Below are 20266 nucleotides of genomic sequence, written 5' to 3'. Positions count from 1 at the left end.
AATCATCCTTTCCGCTCGCCCTCCCCACGCCTAGACTCGGTCCATTCCAAAAAAAGGTAGGCCGCCATGTCCGAGACGTTGCTCAGTTCCCGCAATCTGGCTTTCGAGCTGTATGAAGTCCTCGATGCCGAAGGCCTGACCCAGCGTGAGCGTTTCGCCGAGCACAATCGCGAGACCTTCGATGCCGCCATTGGCACCGCCCGCAGCATTGCCGAGAAATTCTTCGCCCCGCACAACCGCAAGGGTGACGAGAACGAGCCGCGCTACGAGAACGGTCAGGCGATTCTGATTCCGGAAGTGAAACCGGCGGTGGATGCCTTTCTCGAAGCCGGTTTCCTCAACGCTGCGCGCAGTTTCGACGCCGGCGGCATGCAACTTCCTACGTTGTTGTCCCAGGCCTGCTTCGCGCACTTTCAGTCGGCCAACGCGGCGTCTACTTCCTACCCGTTCCTGACCATGGGCGCGGCGAACCTGATCGAAAGCTTCGGCACTGAGGAGCAGAAGCAACGCTTCCTGCAACCGATGATCGACGGCCGCTTCTTCGGCACCATGGCGCTGACCGAACCCCATGCCGGCTCGTCGCTGTCGGATATTCGTACGCGCGCGGAGCCGGCGTCTGACGGCACCTATCGACTCAAGGGCAACAAGATTTTCATCTCCGGCGGCGATCACCCGTTGTCGGAAAACATCGTGCACATGGTGCTGGCCAAGTTGCCGGATGCTCCGGCCGGTGTGAAGGGGATTTCGCTGTTCATCGTGCCCAAGTTTCTGGTCAACGATGACGGCAGCCTCGGCAAGCGCAATGACGTGTTGCTGGCCGGGCTGTTTCACAAGATGGGCTGGCGCGGGACCACGTCGACCGCGCTGAACTTCGGCGACAACGGTGAGTGCGTCGGTTATCTGGTGGGCAAGCCGCACCATGGTTTGAGCTACATGTTCCAGATGATGAACGAGGCGCGGATCGGCGTCGGCATGGGCGCAGTGATGCTCGGCTATGCCGGTTATCTGTATTCCCTGGAATACGCGCGCGAGCGTCCGCAGGGTCGCGTGCCGGACAGCAAAGACCCGAACACTGCGCCAGTGGCGATCATTCAGCACGCTGACGTGAAACGCATGTTGCTGACGCAGAAGGCCTACGTCGAAGGCTCGTTCGACCTGGGGTTGTACGCCGCACGACTGTTCGACGACACCACCACCCTTGGGACCGAAACCGAGCGCAAACAGGCGCATGAGCTGCTGGATTTGCTGACGCCTATCGTCAAATCCTGGCCGTCGGAGTTTTGCCTGAAGGCGAACGAACTGGCGATCCAGATTCTCGGTGGTCACGGTTATACCCGCGAATACCCGGTTGAACAGTATTACCGCGACAACCGTCTGAACCCGATTCATGAAGGCACCCACGGCATTCAGTCGCTGGACTTGCTGGGCCGCAAACTGGCGCAGAACGGCGGCGCGGGGCTCAAGCAATTGATCCGCCTGATTGCCAATACTGCCGCGCGCGCTCATGCATACGAATCATTAACCCCGTTGCGCGAACCACTTGAGAAACTGGTGGCACGCTTGCAAACAGTGACCATTGGCCTACTGACCGATCTGGGGCAAGGCAAGGTCAACAGTAGCCTGGCGAACTCGGCGCTGTACCTGAAAGTGTTCGGGCATACGGTGATTGGCTGGCGCTGGCTGGAGCAGGCGATTCGTGCCGAGGAAGGGTTGGCCAAAGGGAATGCGGCGGATGTGAGCTTCTATAAGGGCAAGCTGCAGGCGGCGCGGTATTTCCTGACGTGGGAAGTGCCGGGTTGCCACCATGAGTTGGCGATTCTTGAGGCGCGGGATGATGTGTGCCTTGGGATGCAGGATGAGTGGTTCTGATCTGAGCCTTCCAGTGATGCTGAAATCTATTCGCGAGCAAGCCCGCTCCCACAGGGATCTCTGTTGGTCACAGATAATGTGTTCAACACAAATCCTGTGGGAGCGGGCTTGCTCGCGAAGGCGTCAGCAAGACCAACGCAATTTTCAGGTCAGCCTGAACCCACCCATCTGCCGCGCCAGATCATCCGCCAACCGCTGCAAAGTCTGACAATCCTCACGGCAAGCCCTGACCTCCCCCGCCGTCGCCCGGGCCAGATCGGAAATCCCCTGCACATTGCGATTGATCTCTTCGGTCACCGCCGACTGTTCTTCCGTCGCGGTCGCGACTTGATGGTTCATGTCGCTGATACGCTCGATCTGCCCGGTAATCTCGGTTAACGACGCACCAGTGCGCTGGCTCGACTCGACACCCGTGCCGGTCGCCGCTTGCCCGGTGTGCATCGACGACACCGCATTCTCCGCGCCTTGCTTGAGGCTGCCGATCATCTGTTGAATTTCATCGGTGGACGACTGCGTGCGTCGAGCCAACGTCCGCACTTCATCGGCCACCACCGCAAATCCACGGCCCATGTCTCCAGCCCGCGCCGCTTCAATCGCCGCATTCAACGCCAAGAGGTTGGTCTGCTCGGATATCCCGCGAATCACCGCCAACACCTGATCAATCGACGCCACCTGATTGGCCAACTCGCCAACGGCATCCGCCGCGAGACCGATTTCATCGGACATGCTTTCAATATGCCGAATCGATCCGCCAACCACTTCCCGCGCCTGCATCGCTTCATCCCGAGCATTCTGTGAAGCAACCGCCGCGTTGCCGGCGTTCTGCGCGATTTCCTGCACGGTCAGGCCCATTTCGTGAACGGCGGTGGCGACCATGTCGGTCATTTCCTGCTGACGGCCGGAACGTTCGGCGGTGTTGTCCACCACCCACGCCACTTGGCCGACTGCCGTACGCAGACGCTCGCTGGTGGTCAGCACTTCACCGATCATCTCGCGCTGGCTGTCCAGAAACCGATTGAAGCCGCGCGCCAGGTCACCCAGCTCATCGGCGCGGCTGGAATCTAACCGGTGGGTCAAATCTCCACCACCGCTACCGATGGCTACCAACGCCGCTGTTACCTGACGAATCGGACGCACCAACCCGCGGGCCAGCAACACCACCAGCAACAGGCACACCAGCGCCACCGCCAGGCCAATGCCGCTGCTCATCCACATGGCGCGGCGGGCTTCGGCGTAGATCTGCGACTGGGGCACTTCGGCCACCAGGGTCCAGCCCAGATCGCGCAGTGGCAAGCTCAACGCGAGGTAGTCTTCGTCATCGCGCACAAAGCTGCTGGCGTTTGTTTGACCCATGACGGCCTGCGCTGCCGACGCACCGATCTGCTCGGCCAGTGTGCGTTTGCCACTGAATTGCGCTTCGGGGTGAACCTGGATCAAACCGTCGGAACGCACAAGATAGACCTTGCCGCGCTCACCGAAGTTGAAGTTGTGGATCAGCTCCGACAGCTCTTTCATGCTCAGGCCAAGCCCGGCAACGCCCACGACTTTGCCGGCCTGTTCGACCTTGAGGTCGATGAACAGCGCCAATTCTCCGGTCGCGGTGTCATTGTCGATATTGAGGGTGCGCGGCTGGTTGCTGTCGAGGAACGAGTAGAACCAGGCGTCTTTGGGGTTGGAGCGACTGAGGGTACGGTCCAGGCCTTTTTCAGTGAAATAGTGGTTTGAAGCAGTGCCGACGATCAACGCGGTAAACGCTTTGTGTTCGGCGCGGATGCCTTCCAGATACTCCACGAACGTAGCGGTCTGGGCGCTGTTTTCACCCCCGGCGAGCCAGTCGCGCACCATGCTGTTACTGGCGATGTCCTTGGCGGCGGTGAGGGGTTGAACGAGGATGCGCTCGATGTCGTTGCGCATCGCTTCGATGCTCGACGGCAGCGCCTGTTCGACCAGATAGCTTTGGGCGAGACGGTTGACCACGAGGGTATAAATGCCAACCACGATCAGAATACTGACCAGCAGGGCGGTGCCCATGCTCAGGATCAACTGCCATTGAATACTGCGTCGCCAGAACTGCATGGAGCACCCCCAAAGAATAAGAGGCTGAAACACTGCAACAGTCATGCCGATTGTATACAACTAAATCGACAATTTATTCTTTGGTTGTGCGCAAAGCCGATCAGGCCTGATTGATCGTCTTGGAGATCACTTCAACCGTGGCGCTGACTTGCTCTTGGTAACGGTCGAGTTCGAGCTTGTGCTGCTTTTGCATTTCGATCTGCCGGGAACACAGATTCATCGCAGCCAGCACCAACAGGCGGTCACCGATCAGCGTCGGGTACTTTCGTTTGGTGTCGGCCAAAGCGGCTTTCAACATCATTGCGGCATCCAGCAGGGTTTGCTCTTCCCCGGCCGGCGCCTTGATCGAATAGTCCTCCCCCAGGATCGAGACGACTTTTACCCCTGCGGCGCCGACACTCATGCGTTAACCGGGCCGGCGCTGACGCGTTCAACCAGGGCCTGAATGCGAGCGGCGGTTGCGCCTTGTTTCTCTTCCTGTTCCATCAGGCTCAGTTGCAGACTTTCGTTTTCATCCTTGGCCTGGGCCAATTCTGCACTCAGGGTCTGGTTGGTGCCGAGCAGGTTCTGGTTCTGTTGAACAAGGTCGCTGACCAGCTGTTCCAATTGGCTTAGGGATGCTTCCAACATTTTGATTTTCCAGGCATTTTCAAAGGGCGCGTACGATAAAGAAAAGTCACCACGGATGCCAGGGGTTATCAGGGCGCAAGGCCTTGATTTTCCTGGCGGGTGACCTTCCTTGCGAACTTTAAAGACTGTGATTGGCGGATCTGGTTCCTGCACTTCGTCGCCGTAAAAACAAACATCCCCCCCTGTAGGAGCGAGCTTGCTCGCGAAAGACGTTAACGATAACGCGTGCTGTCTGGATGAACGCGGTGCCTGGAAGTCCTTCGCGAGCAAGCTCGCTCCTACAGAGAGCCACTTGGCTGCGACAAATACGCGCAACCCCTCAAGACTTTGGTCGTATGACCGATAAGTCCTCCATACGTAGTCTCAGCGCCGCACGGATGCGCTCATTTCGGTAATCACCATGTCCCTTCGTAATATGAATATCGCGCCGCGGGCGTTCCTCGGCTTCGCCCTGATCGGTGGTTTGATGCTGGTTCTGGGTGTGTTTGCCTTGAACCAGATGAGCAAGATTCGTGGTGCCGCCGAGGAAATCACCTTGAACAGCGTGCCGAGTATCAAAAGCCTCGACGAGTTCACTCAACTCACCTTGCGCCTGCGGGTGCTGTCCTACCGTTTGCTGGTGAACCGCGAACCCGATGTTCAGCAGAAAACCATGGACCTGCTGGAGACGCGCAACCAACAGATTCGTGCGGCTCAGGCGACCTACGAAAAGCTGATCGCCAGCCCGCAGGAACGCGCTGCCTACGATCAATACGTGCAATTGCTGGGGCAGTACCGCCAGATCGAAGACCGGATGAAAACCCTGTCGCGCAACAATCAGATCGATGAACTGCGCACCTTGCTCAACACTGATCTGGTGACCAACTCCGAAGCCATCAACGTGGTGCTCAATCGCTTGCTGGAGATCAACACCCAGCAGACCCTCGACACCAATCAGCGCGTCGCCGACGAGTACGCTTCGGCCTTCAATCTGGTGATCACCTTGCTGGTCATCGCCACCGGCCTGACCGTGCTGTTTGCCTGGTTGCTGACCAACAGCATCACCAAACCGATCGCCAATGCCTTGAGCGCCGCTGAAGAAATCGCCGAAGGCAACCTGACTCGCCCGATCACCGTTGATGGCAAAGACGAAGCCGGCCGCCTGCTGGGGGCGATGGCGAAGATGCAGGACAAGCTGCGCGATACGCTGCAGCGGATTTCCGGCTCGGCCACGCAACTGGCCGCCGCCGCTGAAGAGCTCAACAGCGTCACCGACGAAAGCGCCCGTGGCCTGACCCAACAGAACAACGAGATCGAACAGGCCGCCACCGCCGTCAACGAAATGACCAGCGCCGTGGAAGAAGTGGCGCGCAACGCGGTGAGCACGTCCGAAGCCTCGAAGAACGCCACCACGTCGGCCGGCGACGGCCGTGATCTGGTTCAGGAAACCGTCAGCGCCATCGAACGCATGAGCACCGATGTACAGAGCACTGCCACGCTGATTGGCGACTTGGCGAACGAGTCTCGCGACATCGGCAAGGTGCTGGATGTGATCCGTGGTTTGGCGGACCAGACCAACCTGCTGGCCTTGAACGCGGCGATCGAAGCCGCTCGTGCGGGTGAAGCCGGGCGTGGTTTTGCGGTGGTGGCGGATGAGGTTCGCGCACTGGCGCATCGCACTCAGCAATCGACCAGCGAAATCGAACGGATGATCGGCAGCATACAGACCGGCACCGAACACGCTGTGGATTCGATGCGCAACAGCACCGAGCGTGCTGAATCGACCCTGAACATCGCCCGTGGTGCCGGCCTGTCGCTGGACACCATCAACAGCGCCATCGTCGAAATCAACGAACGCAACCTGGTCATCGCCAGCGCGGCTGAAGAGCAGGCGCAGGTGGCGCGGGAAGTGGATCGCAACCTGGTGAACATTCGCGACTTGTCGGTGCAATCAGCGACCGGAGCCAACCAGACGAGTGCGGCGAGCAATGAGTTGTCGCGGTTGGCGCTAGACCTGAACAATATGGTGGGCAGGTTCAGTCTTTAATTAAAGAGCACCTCAAACTCTGTGGCGAGGGAGCTTGCTCCCGCTGGGTTGCGTAGCGACCCCAAAATCAGCATCCGCGTTCCTTCAGAAAGAACGCGGATACAGGGTTTGCGACTGCTTCGCAGCCGAGCGGGAGCAAGCTCCCTCGCCACAGTGACTGCGCTCGACTTAGCGATGTAGTTCGCTCCTTCAAAAAGCTTTTTGACAGCATCACATTTCAACAGGTTAGAATCGCTGGCACGCAGACTGCATGGTCAGTTTGTGCCCGCCTTTCAGCTTTCTGGAGTACTGCCTTTGAATGCGACGACCATCAACAGCCTGTTCTTGATCGGCGCGTTGCTGGTAGGTGCGAGCATTCTGGTGAGCTCACTTTCGTCCCGCCTCGGCATCCCGATTCTGGTGATTATCCTGGCCGTGGGTATGGCGGCCGGCGTCGACGGTGCCGGCATTATTTTCGATAACTACCCAACGGCGTATCTGGTCGGCAACCTCGCGTTGGCGGTGATCCTGCTCGACGGCGGTTTGCGAACCAGGGTGTCGAGTTTCCGCGTGGCGTTGTGGCCGGCACTGTCGCTGGCCACGGTCGGCGTGCTGATCACCACCGGACTGACCGGCATGGCCGCGGCATGGCTGTTCAACCTGAACCTGATTCAGGGTCTGCTGATCGGTGCCATCGTCGGTTCGACGGATGCCGCGGCGGTGTTCTCGCTGCTGGGCGGCAAAGGCCTGAACGAACGGGTCACCGCCAGCCTCGAGATTGAATCCGGCAGCAACGATCCGATGGCGGTGTTCCTCACCGTCACCCTGATCGACATGCTCGCCAGCGGCGAAACCGGCCTGCACTGGAACCTGCTGGTGCATCTGGTGCGCGAATTCGGCATTGGCGGCGTGATCGGCCTGGGTGGCGGCTGGCTGATGCTGCAATTGGTCAACCGCATCAACCTGGCCACCGGCCTCTACCCGATCCTGGTGATTGCCGGCGGTCTGGCGGTGTTCGCTCTGACCAACGCCCTGCACGGCAGTGGCTTCCTCGCGGTTTACCTGTGCGGCCTGGTGATCGGCAACCGTCCGGTGCGTAGCCGCCACGGCATCTTGCACATGCTCGACGGCATGGCCTGGCTGGCGCAGATCGGCATGTTTCTGGTGCTGGGCTTGCTGGTCACGCCGCATGACTTGCTGCCGATCGCCCTGCCCGCGCTGGGCCTGGCGCTGTGGATGATCCTGTTTGCACGGCCGCTGTCGGTGATGGTCGGCCTGCTGCCATTCAAGGCCTTCCATGGCCGAGAGAAAGCCTTCATTTCCTGGGTCGGCCTGCGTGGCGCGGTCCCGATCATTCTGGCGGTGTTCCCGCTGATGGCCGGACTGCCCAACGCTCAGCTGTACTTCAACCTCGCGTTCTTTATCGTGCTGGTCTCGCTGCTGGTGCAGGGCACGAGCCTGCCGTGGGTGGCAAAGCTGTTAAAGGTGACCGTTCCGCCGGAGCCGGCACCGATCTCCCGCGCCGCGCTGGAAGTGCACGTCACCAGCGAGTGGGAGCTGTTCGTTTATCGCCTCGGCGCGGAAAAATGGTGCATCGGTTCGCCCCTTCGCGAACTGAAAATGCCTGAAGGCACTCGCATCGCGGCCCTGTTTCGTGGCCAGCAACTGCTCCATCCGTCGGGTAGTACGGTGCTCGAAGTCGATGATTTGCTGTGCGTAATCGGCCACGAACACAACCTGTCGGCCCTTGGAAAACTGTTCAGCCAGGCACCTCAACGGGGCCTCGATTTGCGCTTCTTCGGCGACTTCGTACTCGAAGGAGATGCCCAGCTGGCTGCGGTTGCTGCCCTGTACGGGTTGAAAGTCGACGGCATCGATCCGGACATGACGCTGGCCAGCTTCATTGCCCACAAAGTAGGCGGTGCACCCGTCGTCGGTGACCAGGTGGAGTGGAACAACACCATCTGGACCGTCGCGGTCATGGAGGGGAACAAGATCGGCAAAGTGGGCGTCAGATTCCCCGAAGGAAGTCGCCCAGGTCCGGGACTCTTCCTCTAAACTCCATTCTTCGTCTCGTTTTCGATCGGTCTCTATGTCAACCCTGCGCACCTTTTTCATCATGGCCCTGCTGGGCTTGAGTCTTTCTATCGGCACGTTGCAAGCGGCCGAACCGCCGTCCAGCGAAGCCGTGCAGGCAAATCTGGACAAGATCGCCGAGCGCAAACTGCCGGAAGCCGATCAAAAAGCCCTGCAGACGCTCCTGCAAAGCACGCTGACCCAGCTCAACAATAAGCGTGATTACGAGCAGAAGCTGGCTGCGCTCAAGCAGCAACTCGCCAGTGCGCCGAAGCAGAACATCGAGAACCAGCGCGAACTGACTCGCCTCAAGGGCAGCAGCGTGACGCCGGTAGCGCAACGCTATACCAAAGAATCCATTCAGCAGCTGGAGCAGATGCTCACCGAGCGCTCGACCCAGCAAAGCGACTTGCAAAAAGCCCTCGCCGAAGCGAACAGCCTGGTCATTACCGCGCAAACCCGTCCTGAGCGCGCCCAGGCTGAAATCTCCAGCAGTCAGACGCGCATCCAGCAAATCAATAACATCCTCAAGAATGGCAAGGACAACGGCAAGACCTTGAGCGGCGAACAGCGTGACCTGCTCAATGCCGAGCTGGCGGCACTGAACGCGCTGATCCCGCTGCGCCGCCAGGAACTGGCCGGCAACAGCCAGTTGCAGGACTTGGGCAACAGCCAGCATGACTTGTTGACGGAAAAATCCGATCGCCTGGATCGGGAAATCCAGGAACTGCAAAACCTGATCAACCAGAAGCGCCTGGCCCAGTCTCAGGAAACGGTGACGCAACAGTCCATCGAGGCGCAGAAGTCGGGCGGCAGCGCCTTGTTAGCCACCGAAAGCGCGGCGAACCTGAAACTCTCGGACTACCTGCTCAAAAGCACCGACCGTCTCAACGAAGTCACCCAGCAGAACCTGCAAACCAAGCAGCAGCTGGACAACGTCACCCAGAGCGATTCGGCCCTCGACGAGCAAATCAACGTGCTCAAGGGCAGCCTGCTGCTGTCGAAAATTCTCTACAAACAGAAACAGAGCCTGCCGCGCCTCAAGCTCGACCGTGACCTGGCCGACCAGATCGCCGACATCCGCCTGTATCAGTTCGAAGTCAGCCAGCAACGGGAATTGCTCAGCAACCCGGCGACCTACGTCGACAACCTGCTCTCGACTCAGCCTCCCGAGCAAGTCACCCCGCAACTGCGCAAAAGCCTGCTGGAACTGGCCACGACCCGCGCCGACCTGCTGGAGCGGCTGAACCGCGAACTCAGCGCGGTGCTCAACGAATCGATCACGCTGCAACTCAATCAGAAGCAACTGCTCAGCACCGCGCAAAGCCTGCGGGCCACGCTTGAAGAGCAGATGTTCTGGATTCCGAGCAACAAGCCGCTGGACCCGGAATGGATGCGCGGCGTGCCGGAGCGTCTGCAACGCCAGGTGGCAACCCTGCCGCTGGCGTCGAGCGTGAGCGAATTGATTGACGGCCTGACTCAGCGACCGCTGCTGTTTCTGCCGTTGGTGCTGCTGATCGGCGCCCTGCTGTGGCGACGCAAAAGCCTGTATGCCCGACTGAACAAGGTTCACCAGGACATCGGCCACTTCAAGCGTGACAGCCAGTTGCACACGCCCCAAGCGATTCTGATCAATATTCTGCTGGCATTGCCGGTTGCGCTGGGCCTGGCCTTGTGCGGACTGGCCTTGCAGATCGACGCTCGCGGGCAAAACGCCAACATGGGCTCGGCATTGTTGCAAATGGCTCAGGCCTGGCTGGTGTTCTACACCGCTTACCGGATCCTCGCGCCGGGCGGAGTGGCCGAACTGCATTTCCGCTGGGAAAAACCCCAGGTTGAATTCCTGCAAGGCTGGGTCCGTCGACTGGGTCTGGTGGTGATGGCTCTGGTCGCGGTAGTGGCGATCGCCGAACTGCAACCGGCGGCACTGGCCGATGATGTGCTTGGCATGCCGGTGGTTCTGACCTGCTACGCGCTGATGGCCTGGCTGCTCAGCCGCCTGCTGATCAGCAGCCCGACGCACGAGAACGCCTCACTGTTCCGCAAGGCCGTGGCAATCATGTTCACTGCGTTGCCGATCGCGTTGTTCGTCGCCGTGTGCTTTGGCTATTTCTACACCGCACTGAAACTCAGCGACCGGTTGATCAACACCCTTTACCTGCTGATGTTCTGGCTGGTGATCGAAGCGACCTTTGTCCGTGGCCTCAGCGTCGCCGCACGGCGTCTGGCCTATCAGCGAGCGCTGGCCAAACGTCAGGCCGCCAAAGAGGCCGGCGACGGCGAAGCGGTGATCGAAGAGCCAACCCTCGACATCGAAAAGGTCAACGAACAATCCCTGCGCCTGATTCGTCTGGCGCTGCTCGGCGGGTTCATGGCGGCGCTGTACTGGGTCTGGTCGGATCTGATCTCGGTGTTCTCGTACCTGGACAACATCACCCTCTACGAATACACCAGCGGCACCGGCGCCAACATGAGCATGGTGCCGATCAGCATCGGCGACATGCTCGGTGCGCTGATTATCATCGGCATCACCTTCGCCCTCGCGCGCAACTTGCCGGGCCTGCTGGAAGTCCTGGTGTTGTCGAAGCTGAACCTGGCCCAGGGCAGCGCCTACGCCACGACCACGTTGCTGTCCTACGTGATCGCCGGCATCGGTTTCGTTTCGACCCTGTCGACCCTCGGCGTGAGCTGGGACAAGTTGCAATGGCTGGTGGCGGCGCTCTCGGTCGGCCTCGGTTTCGGCATGCAGGAGATTTTTGCGAACTTCATCTCCGGCATCATGATCCTGTTCGAACGCCCGGTGCGGATCGGCGACACCATCACCATCGGCAATCTGTCGGGCACGGTGAGCAAGATCCGCATCCGCGCCACGACCATCACCGACTTCGACCGCAAGGACATCATCGTCCCGAACAAGACGTTCATTACCGGGCAATTGATCAACTGGTCCCTGACCGACACCATTACCCGGGTGACGCTCAAGCTCGGGGTCGATTACGGCTCGGACCTGGACCTGGTGAAAGAACTGCTGTTGAAAGCCGCGCGGGAGAACCCTCGGGTGCTCAAGGAGCCCGAGCCGCTCGTTTACTTCTTGAACTTCGGCGAAAGCACCCTCGACCACGAGCTGCGCATGCACGTGCGCGACCTCGGCGACCGCAACCCGGTGCTCGACGAGGTCAACCGCTTCATCAACCGCGAGTTCAAGAAGCAGCACATCAACATCTCGTTCCGGCAGATGGAGGTTTACCTCAAGAACCTTCACGGCGAGGAATACAAGATCGTGCCGATCGAGTCCGAAACCAAAACCATCGTGCCGCTGGTGGATGGCAAACCAGTGCAAGAGCCGCCGTCCGCCAAGCTCGACTAACCGCCCTGTCCCTAGCAGAATGCTCGGACATTCTGCTGGAGATGGCCGGTGAAAGCCCTCGACGAACTGACCTTCGATAATCGCTTCGATCGCCTGGGCGATACGTTTTCCGCCCACGTGCTGCCCGAGCCCATCGACAATCCGCGCCTCGTGGTCGCGAGCCCTGCCGCCATGGCGTTGCTCGACCTTGATCCGGCCGTGGCCGAAACCCCGGAGTTCGCCGAGCTGTTCAGCGGCCACAAGCTCTGGGCCGATGCGGTGCCTCGGGCAATGGTCTATTCCGGTCATCAGTTCGGTTCCTACAACCCACAGTTGGGCGACGGTCGCGGCCTGTTGCTCGGCGAGGTCTACAACGAGGCCGGAGAGCATTGGGACCTGCACCTCAAAGGTGCCGGCCAGACGCCTTTCTCGCGCATGGGCGATGGACGCGCAGTGCTGCGGTCCTCGATCCGCGAATTTCTCGCCTCCGAAGCCCTTCATGCACTGAACATCCCGACCACTCGCGCGTTATGCGTGATTGGCTCCGATACGCCGGTGTGGCGCGAAAAACAGGAACGCGCAGCCATGGTCCTGCGCCTGGCGCCGAGCCATGTGCGTTTCGGGCATTTCGAATATTTTTACTACACCAAACGCCCCGAGAAGCAGAAAGAACTCGGCGAGCACGTGCTGGCCATGCACTTCCCCGAATGCCTCGAGCAGCCCGAACCCTATCTGGCGATGTTCCGCGAAATCGTCGAACGCAACGCCGAGCTCATCGCCAAATGGCAGGCCTATGGTTTCTGTCACGGCGTGATGAACACCGACAACATGTCGATCCTCGGCATCACTTTCGATTTCGGCCCATTCGCCTTCCTCGACGATTTCGACGCCAATTTCATCTGCAACCACTCTGATGATCAGGGGCGTTATTCCTTCAGCAATCAGGTGCCGATCGGTCAGTGGAACCTCAGCGCTTTGGCTCAGGCCTTGACGCCGTTCATCAGCGTCGAAGCCCTGCGCGAAACCCTGGGTCTGTACCTGCCGCTGTTCCAGGCTCATTACCTGGACCTGATGCGCCGCCGCCTCGGCTTCACCACCGCTGAAGACGACGACCAGAAACTGCTGGAACAGCTGCTGCAACTGATGCAGAACAGCGGCGTCGACTACAGCCTGTTCTTCCGCCGTCTTGGCGATGAATCCCCGGAAGTGGCCGTTGCCCGATTGCGCGATGACTTCGTCGACATCAAGGGCTTTGATGCCTGGGCCGAACGTTATGTCGCCCGGGTTGCTCGCGAAGGCGAGGTTGGTCAGGAGCAACGCCGCCATCGGATGCACGCTGTCAATCCGCTGTACATCCTGCGCAATTACCTGGCACAGAAAGCAATCGATGCGGCGCAAAGCGGCGACTATTCAGAGGTTCGCCGCTTGCATTCGGTGCTGAGCAATCCGTTCGAGGAGCAGCCGGGGATGGAGAGCTACGCCGAGCGGCCGCCGGAGTGGGGGAAGCATTTGGAGATCAGTTGTTCTTCCTGAACCCGATTAGATAAAGGTTTCCACCGACACACCAAAGCGCTCGGACAACCAGCGGATCTGCCGCAGGTTGAGCTGGCGCTTGCCGCTCAGTATTTCCGAAACGACGGATTGCGTGCCTACACCCGGTAGATCGCTTCCAGTCAAACCATGCTCGCGCATCATGTATCCGAGGACCTCGGCGCCGCTGGCTTCGGGCATGGGACGATGCTTGTGATCCCACTCCTCTATCCAGTCACCGATAATGTCGACAAGGCTCATTAGTGGGTGCGACTCGTCATCACCGGTTATTTCGAGCAACTCATCGAGCGCAAGAACCAGCCTGTCGTAGTCGTCTTCATTTTTTGGTATGCCGAGCCACTGCGAGCAAGACTTCCCGTAATCAGCAGTAGTTTTGATCGTGACGGAGCGCCTATGTGACTGTAACGCTTGCTTTTCTTCGTCCTGATCAGACCAGACTTTTTCAGAACCCACACAGTCCCCTGCAGAGCAAAAGCTGTCTGGTCATTCAGTTCTATTAGATAGTCAGCGCCCCTGAGAAGATCTGACATTAAGAAGCGAGTTTTAACTTTGGTGCTCATGAGCCTGTAGCTCTCCAAAAAATTCTGCTCGAAGCTGCTTCAGAAGGTTAAAAGCTCAACTTGTCTCTGCCAGTCAGCTGTGACTGCGATACCTGTGGGCACTGTCCGCAAATGAAGAAGGCAATCCCCTACAAACTATTTCCTTGAATACCGCGACCTTCGACTCCAGATCGGTTTCATCAACTGCCTAATCGAGAGCTACTCATGACCGACCCACTCCTAATCCCCTGCCCCCACTGCAACGGCCTCAACCGCATCCCCGCCGAGCGCCTCAGCGACCAGCCAAAATGCGGTCGCTGCAAAGCCGAGGTCTTGCTGAACAAACCGTTTGAACTGAAGCAAGGCGATTACGCCAGTCAGATCAAGGGCGATCTGCCGTTGCTGGTGGACGTCTGGGCGGACTGGTGCGGGCCGTGCAAGTCGTTTGCGCCGGTGTTTGAACAGGCGGCCGGTCAGTTGGCGGGCAAGTGTCGGCTGGCGAAACTGGACAGCGAGGCTAATCAGCAGTTGTCGGCGCAGTTGGGGATTCGCTCGATTCCAAGCCTGATTCTGTTCAAGAACGGGCGGGAAGTGGCACGCCAGAGCGGTGCCTTCCCGTTGCCGCAGTTGATGAGCTGGTTGCGTAGCCAGGGCATTTAAGAACACCGCGGATCACTGTGGGAGCGGGCTTGCTCGCGAATGCGGTGTGACAGTCAATGTTGATGTCGACTGACACTCCGCATTCGCGAGCAAGTCGAATCGTCGCACCGCCGCTCCCACAGTGGTTCGGTGTTGTTTGCAGGTATCAGGCGCTTTCGAGGAGGTTGTGCAGTTGGACGAACTGCTGGGTCAGCTTGTGCCGTGGGTCGAGATGGATCAGCGGTGTGTTGGCCTGATGGGATTCGCGCATGCGCACCGAGGTGCCGAGGTACACCGGCAACACCGGCAGGCCTTCAGCGATCAACTCGTCGAGGATTTGCTGCGGCAGGCTTGCGCGGGCCTGGAACTGGTTGACGACGATGCCCTCGACCTCCAGCCCTTCGTTGTGGTCTTCCTTCAATTCTTCGATTTCCGCCAGCAGGCCGTATAGCGCCTGACGCGAGAAGCTGTCGCAGTCGAAGGGAATCAGCACCCGATCAGCGGCAATCAAGGCCGAAACCGCATAAAAATTTAGCGCTGGCGGGGTATCGAGGTAGATCCGGTCGTAATCTTCGGCCAGTTCGTCGAGCAGTTTGCGCAGCTTGTTGATCTTGTGTTTCGCCTCAAGCTTGGGCTGCAAATCGGCCAGCTCGGCGGTGGCGGTGATGACGTGGAGGTTATCGAACGGGGTTTCGTAGATATCGACCTGGTTTTTCTTCGCGAACGGCCCCGAAGACAGCGTCTGCTTGAAGAAATCGGCGATGCCCATCGGAATGTCATTACCGGTGAGCCCGGTGAGGTACTGGGTGGAATTGGCCTGAGCGTCGAGATCCACCAGCAGGGTGCGATAGCCCTCGCTGGCACTGACCGCCGCCAGATTGCAGGCAATGCTGGATTTGCCTACGCCGCCTTTCTGATTGAATACCACGCGCCGCATGTCAAAACCTCCGTGTATCAAAGAATGACCGAGTGTAGTGGTCCACGGCGTCGCTTAGCTACCTCGCCGGCACAGGGACTACACAGTCAGGCGCGAACGCTCACTGAAAAAGCTGCCATCTCGTTCAGAAAATGCTCCCCGAGCCGACAGACATTCACGACTCGATATGGATAATGGCCAAACGACATCCACTCACGAACCAATCGGTACATTTCGTTGAGCAAAATGTAACCAGCATTTGCTACGCGCCCGCCGCACCGGGATAATGCGGCGCCAGCGTCACGTCAGGTGAACCGCTGTCCATTTCGACTCGCCGCGTCAAGAAAGCCCGCAGGGGCGGGATGAATGCCTGTGATCAACTTCAACATCGCCCAATGGCGCGCGTGGGCCCCCGGGCTCGAAAGCGTGGACGATTGGCAAGCCTGGAGCCGACAACCGGTCGCGCTGCCAAGCTGCGATGCCGCCCCCGACGTCTCGTTTCTGCCGGCCATGCAGCGGCGGCGGCTCAGCCGTCTTGCGCGGATGGCGTTCAGTGTCGGCTGGCCGTTGGCCGATGGTCGCCCTGACCTACCGTTGGTCTTTATTTCCCGCCACGGCGAAACCCCGCGCACCTTCGATATCCTCAGCGATCTGGCCGCCGATCAGCCACTGTCGCCGACCCAGTTCAGCCTGTCTGTGCATAACGCAGTCATTGGCCTGTGGTCGATCATGCGCGGCGAAACCAGCGAAATGACCGCCCTGGCCGCGGCCGGCGATGGCCTTGAACACGGCATGCTAGAGGCGGCGGCGTTGCTTGCCGAAGGGGCGCCTGCGGTCCTGCTGGTGGTGACCGAAGAACAGCCACCCGAGGCGTATTCAGCCTGGATCGACGATGTGCCCTTCCCTTACGCGGTGGGTTTGCTGCTGACGCCCGGCAACGACTGGCAGCTGTCCTTGAACAGCACTGGCGATGAGTTGTCCAAAGCCCACTGGCCCCATGCCCTGAATCTCTTGCGTACCCTGCTCGGCCAGCAGACCACCTGCCAACATGCCTGGAAAAATCGTGTATGGACCTGGCAACGCAACCTGTAACCGAAAAAAACCGCGACGCCTATTACTGGCGTTTGCTGGCCACCGCCGCAAGCTTCACCCTCTTCGGACTGGGCGGGCTGTGCCTGCGCCTGGTGATTTTCCCGGTGCTGAACTGCCTGCCCGGCAATGCGCAGACGCATCGCCTGCGGGCGCGGCAAACCGTCAGCCGCTGCTTCTGGTTTTTCGTCCGGTTCATGGCCCGCACCGGCGTGCTGACCTACGACATTGAGGGCGCGGAAAAGCTCGGCCGACCCGGGCAGATGATCATTGCCAATCACCCGTCGCTGATCGACGTGGTGTTCCTGATCGGCCTGGTGCGCCATTCCAACTGCGTGGTCAAAAGCAGCCTCTGGGAAAACCCCTTTACCCGCGGCCCGCTACGCTGCACCGACTACATCAGCAACGACGGCAGCATGGACATGCTCGACGCCGCTGCCGACGCGCTGAAAAGCGGCCAGACCCTGATCATTTTCCCCGAGGGCACGCGCACCCAGCCCGGCGAAACGCCCTCCTTTCATCGGGGTGCGGCGTCGATCGCACTGCGCGGTGCGAAAATCCTCACCCCGGTGGTCATCAAGGTCAGCCCGACCACGCTGACCAAGGCCGAACCCTGGTATCGGATCCCCAAACGCCGCGTGCACTTCAGTTTCCGGGTCGGGGCCGATATAGACCCACAAGCCTTCGCCGCGCAGGGCCCTGCGCCTCAAGCCTCGCGCAAGCTCAATGATTACTTGCACCACTACTTTATTAAGGAGCTCGCCGAAGATGAGCGATCTGTACCGTGAAATCAAAGAACTGATTATCGAAGCCCTGGGCCTCGAAGACATCAGTGCGCAAGACATCGGCGACGACCAGACGCTGTTCGGCGAAGGCCTGGGCCTGGACTCCGTCGACGCTCTGGAGCTCGGCCTGGCGATCCAGAAAAAGTACGGCATCAAAATCGACGCCGACGCCAAGGACACCCGCAACCACTTCAGCAACGTGGCGAGCCTTGCGGCGTTCGTCACCGCAAAACAGGCAGCTTGAGACCGGACCATGCAAACTCGTGATGACATTTTCAACACCCTGCGCGATGCCTTGGTCGAACTCTTCGAGCTGGACCCCGAGCGTGTGAGCCTCGACTCCAACCTGTATCAGGACCTGGAAATCGATAGCATCGACGCGGTCGACCTGATCGACCACATCAAGCGTCAGACCGGCAAGAAAATCGCCGCCGAAGAATTCAAAACGGTGCGTACCGTCAGCGACGTCGTCGAGGCGGTCTACCGTCTGGTTCAACCCGCCGCATGAGCCGACTGATCGGCCTTGGCCTGCTGCTGGCGGGCCTGCTGTACCCCTTCGCGGTGTATTTCGGCATGGAACATTTTGCCCCGTGGCAGTTCGGTCTGCTGCTGGGCAGCCTGTGGCTGGCGCGAGCGCTGACGGGTTTGCGCCGGCCAGGAAGTCTGTGGATGGCCACCGTCGCCATCGTGTTTTGCCTGTTGCTCGCACTGTTCGACAGCCCCGCCATGCTGCGCTGGTATCCCGTGCTGATCAGCGGCTTCATGCTGGTGCTGTTCGGGTTGAGCCTGAAATACGGCCCGCCAATGATCGAACGCCTGGCCCGCCTGCGTGAGCCACGCTTGCCGGCCAAGGCGATTCGCTATACCCGCCAGGTCACGATCGCCTGGTGTGTGTTTTTTCTCTGCAACGGTTTGTGCGCCGCCGCCCTGACCCTCTGGGCGCCGCTGAGTTGGTGGATGTTGTACACCGGCCTGATCTCCTATGGATTGATCGGCCTGATGTTTGCCATTGAATGGCTCATACGACAACGGGTACGAGGCCACCCATGAATTGGATAAAACTTGAGCACCTGTTGCTCAAGGCTCAACCGGAACGCGCCGTGACGGCCGGGCCGGTGCTGAATCACGCACAACTGTGCGAACAGGCCCTGAGCCTGGCCGCCGGCCTGCAAGCGCAAGGTGTGCGGCGCATCGCCGTGCACCTCGAAGACGCCGCCGACCTGGCGATTGCCCTGCTGGGCGCCTGGCGAGCCGGGGTCAGCGTGCTGCTGCCTGCCGATCTGCAACCGCAAACGCGCCAGCGCTGGTCGAGCGAAGTCGATCTGTGGCTGACGGATCAGGCCGATGATGCGCATCTGAGCGACTATCGCCATGCGCCACTAAGTGCCGCCGCGCTGGATCCGGATCGCTGCACGCTGAGCCTGTGCACCTCCGGCTCCAGTGGCGAACCCAAGCGCATCGACAAATCCCTGCGCCAACTGGCCAATGAAGTCGAAGCGCTGGAGCAGCTCTGGGGTGCCGATCTGGGCGAGGCGTGCCTCATTGGCAGCGTCGCCACCCAGCACATCTACGGTCTGCTGTTTCGGGTGTTGTGGCCGCTGTGTGCCGGGCGCTCATTCGTGCGCAAGCAACTGGCTTTTCCGGAAGATCTGCAACGCGCCAGCCGCGAACATCCAGCCTTCGCCTGGGTCGCCAGCCCGGCGCTGCTCAAGCGCATGGGCGACAACCTTGACTGGCCGGCGCTGAGCGCGGTTCGCCGGGTGTTTTCCTCTGGCGGCGCGTTGCCGGCCGAGGCGGCGCTAAGCCTGCAGCAACGGCTGCAACAGTGGCCGACGGAAATACTCGGCAGCTCGGAAACCGGTGGCATCGCCTGGCGCCAGGGCAACGGTCTCTGGCAAGCCTTTGCCGGCATCGAATTGAGCCAGGACAGCGACGGCGCGCTGCTCATTGACTCGCCGTACTTGCCGCCCGGTCATATCGAACACACCGCGGATGCGGCGCGAATCGCCGCCGACGGCCGCTTCGAATTGCTCGGGCGGCTGGACCGGATCGTCAAACTGGAAGAAAAACGTATCTCGCTGCCGATGCTGGAGCAGGCGCTGATGGCCCACGAATGGGTCTGCGACGCGCGCCTCGGCGTGGTTCAGGAAAATCGCGCCTCGCTGGGCGCGTTGCTGGTTCTCAGCGAATCGGGTCTGCATGCCTTGCGCAATCAGGGTCGACGCACCCTTACTCAGGAACTGCGCCAACACTTGAGCCAGCATTGCGAAGCCCTCGCCCTGCCACGACGCTGGCGCCTGCTGCGACACCTGCCGCTCAACCCTCAAGGCAAACTGCCTCAGGCCGACGTGGAAGCCTTGCTGCTGGCGCCGCGCCCGAAAACGCCGGAAGTCCTGGAGCAAATCGAAGTCGATGGCGAGTGGAGCCTGCAATTGGCAGTGCCACCGGACCTCGCTTACTTCAGCGGCCACTTCCCCCAGGCACCGGTATTACCTGGCGTGGTGCAAGTGGAGTGGGCGCTGAGCCTCGGCCATAAATTGATGAACCTGCCGGAAAAATTCGCCGGCATGGAAGTGCTGAAATTCCAGCAGCTGGTGCGTCCGGGTGATGAAGTCCAGTTGCACCTGCGCTTCGATCCGGTACGCAGCAAGCTGTATTTCGCCTATCGCAACGAGATCGCCACCTGCTCCAGCGGGCGGATTTTGCTGGAGGCTTTGAGTGATGCATAACCTTTGTGAGTGCTGC

The 20266-nt window shown here is 60.1% G+C and carries 17 protein-coding genes and 2 pseudogenes; 13 read left to right on the top strand and 6 right to left on the bottom strand.

Annotated features, from left to right (window positions below; translation table 11 throughout):
• The first annotated feature begins 66 nt into the window (after positions 1–66).
• On the top strand, positions 67–1869 hold the full coding sequence (locus ACA073_RS02320) for an acyl-CoA dehydrogenase (protein ID WP_497401335.1): 1803 nt from the start codon (positions 67–69) through the stop codon (positions 1867–1869).
• A gap of 144 nt (positions 1870–2013) precedes the next feature.
• On the opposite strand, the gene ACA073_RS02315 is transcribed toward ACA073_RS02320, so the two are convergent.
• The 4 genes and pseudogenes from ACA073_RS02315 to ACA073_RS02300 all read right to left on the bottom strand — a co-directional run bounded on the left by ACA073_RS02315 (position 2014) and on the right by ACA073_RS02300 (position 4575).
• Positions 2014–2745, bottom strand: coding sequence for a methyl-accepting chemotaxis protein (locus tag ACA073_RS02315; protein ID WP_497403962.1), 732 nt, complete (start codon positions 2743–2745; stop codon positions 2014–2016).
• Positions 2746–2877: 132 nt separating this feature from the next.
• A pseudogene (locus tag ACA073_RS02310) lies at positions 2878–3900 on the bottom strand (HAMP domain-containing protein); the annotation flags it as partial.
• A 145-nt stretch (positions 3901–4045) separates the two neighbouring features.
• Complete coding sequence (locus ACA073_RS02305; protein WP_461952174.1) at positions 4046–4348, bottom strand: cell division protein ZapA; 303 nt, start codon at positions 4346–4348, stop codon at positions 4046–4048.
• Positions 4345–4575, bottom strand: a complete 231-nt coding sequence (locus ACA073_RS02300) for a hypothetical protein (protein ID WP_497401334.1) — start codon at positions 4573–4575, stop codon at positions 4345–4347. The genes ACA073_RS02305 and ACA073_RS02300 overlap by 4 nt, the downstream gene beginning before the upstream one ends.
• A 400-nt stretch (positions 4576–4975) precedes the next feature.
• Here ACA073_RS02300 and ACA073_RS02295 point away from each other — a divergent pair.
• The 5 genes and pseudogenes from ACA073_RS02295 to selO all read left to right on the top strand — a co-directional run.
• Positions 4976–5698: pseudogene (locus ACA073_RS02295) on the top strand (MCP four helix bundle domain-containing protein); the annotation flags it as partial.
• A 30-nt stretch (positions 5699–5728) separates the two neighbouring features.
• On the top strand, positions 5729–6601 hold the full coding sequence (locus ACA073_RS02290) for a methyl-accepting chemotaxis protein (protein ID WP_497403960.1): 873 nt from the start codon (positions 5729–5731) through the stop codon (positions 6599–6601).
• 294 nt (positions 6602–6895) lie between these two features.
• Complete coding sequence (locus ACA073_RS02285) at positions 6896–8638, top strand: potassium/proton antiporter (RefSeq protein ID WP_497401332.1); 1743 nt, start codon at positions 6896–6898, stop codon at positions 8636–8638.
• Positions 8639–8672: 34 nt separating this feature from the next.
• On the top strand, positions 8673–12023 hold the full coding sequence (gene mscK / locus ACA073_RS02280) for a mechanosensitive channel MscK (protein ID WP_497401331.1): 3351 nt from the start codon (positions 8673–8675) through the stop codon (positions 12021–12023).
• Between the two features lie 48 nt (positions 12024–12071).
• Complete coding sequence (gene selO, locus ACA073_RS02275) at positions 12072–13535, top strand: protein adenylyltransferase SelO (RefSeq protein ID WP_497401330.1); 1464 nt, start codon at positions 12072–12074, stop codon at positions 13533–13535.
• Positions 13536–13541: 6 nt separating this feature from the next.
• On the opposite strand, the gene ACA073_RS02270 is transcribed toward selO, so the two are convergent.
• A complete protein-coding gene (locus tag ACA073_RS02270; protein WP_497403958.1) occupies positions 13542–13931 on the bottom strand; it encodes a helix-turn-helix domain-containing protein in 390 nt (129 codons plus the stop codon).
• Between the two features lie 386 nt (positions 13932–14317).
• Between ACA073_RS02270 and trxC the strand changes: the two genes are divergently transcribed.
• Positions 14318–14752, top strand: a complete 435-nt coding sequence (gene trxC, locus ACA073_RS02265; RefSeq protein ID WP_497401328.1) for a thioredoxin TrxC — start codon at positions 14318–14320, stop codon at positions 14750–14752.
• A 145-nt stretch (positions 14753–14897) separates the two neighbouring features.
• Here the strand turns inward: trxC and ACA073_RS02260 are convergent, their stop codons facing one another.
• Positions 14898–15668, bottom strand: a complete 771-nt coding sequence (locus ACA073_RS02260) for a ParA family protein (protein WP_497401327.1) — start codon at positions 15666–15668, stop codon at positions 14898–14900.
• A gap of 345 nt (positions 15669–16013) precedes the next feature.
• Between ACA073_RS02260 and ACA073_RS02255 the strand changes: the two genes are divergently transcribed.
• Genes ACA073_RS02255 through ACA073_RS02230 form a run of 6 tightly spaced genes read left to right on the top strand, consistent with a single transcriptional unit; the run spans position 16014 to position 20250 of the window.
• Positions 16014–16739: a beta-ketoacyl synthase chain length factor gene (locus ACA073_RS02255; RefSeq protein ID WP_497401326.1), complete on the top strand. Its 726-nt coding sequence runs from the start codon at positions 16014–16016 to the stop codon at positions 16737–16739.
• Positions 16715–17524, top strand: a complete 810-nt coding sequence (locus ACA073_RS02250) for a lysophospholipid acyltransferase family protein (RefSeq protein ID WP_497401324.1) — start codon at positions 16715–16717, stop codon at positions 17522–17524. Before ACA073_RS02255 ends, ACA073_RS02250 begins: the two co-directional genes overlap by 25 nt.
• Positions 17505–17765 (top strand): phosphopantetheine-binding protein, encoded by a 261-nt coding sequence (locus ACA073_RS02245; protein ID WP_497401322.1) that lies wholly within the window; start codon positions 17505–17507, stop codon positions 17763–17765. Before ACA073_RS02250 ends, ACA073_RS02245 begins: the two co-directional genes overlap by 20 nt.
• Before the next feature lie 9 nt (positions 17766–17774).
• On the top strand, positions 17775–18029 hold the full coding sequence (locus ACA073_RS02240; protein ID WP_084320988.1) for an acyl carrier protein: 255 nt from the start codon (positions 17775–17777) through the stop codon (positions 18027–18029).
• The gene (locus tag ACA073_RS02235; RefSeq protein WP_497401320.1) at positions 18026–18571 is read left to right on the top strand and encodes a COG4648 family protein; all 546 of its coding nucleotides are present in this window, start codon (positions 18026–18028) and stop codon (positions 18569–18571) included. The genes ACA073_RS02240 and ACA073_RS02235 overlap by 4 nt, the downstream gene beginning before the upstream one ends.
• Positions 18568–20250: an ApeI family dehydratase gene (locus ACA073_RS02230; protein ID WP_497401319.1), complete on the top strand. Its 1683-nt coding sequence runs from the start codon at positions 18568–18570 to the stop codon at positions 20248–20250. The genes ACA073_RS02235 and ACA073_RS02230 overlap by 4 nt, the downstream gene beginning before the upstream one ends.
• The last annotated feature ends 16 nt before the right edge of the window (positions 20251–20266 follow it).

It is taken from the genome of Pseudomonas sp. LBUM1670, from assembly GCF_059695695.1.
This window is presented reverse-complemented; position numbering and strand designations above follow the sequence as displayed.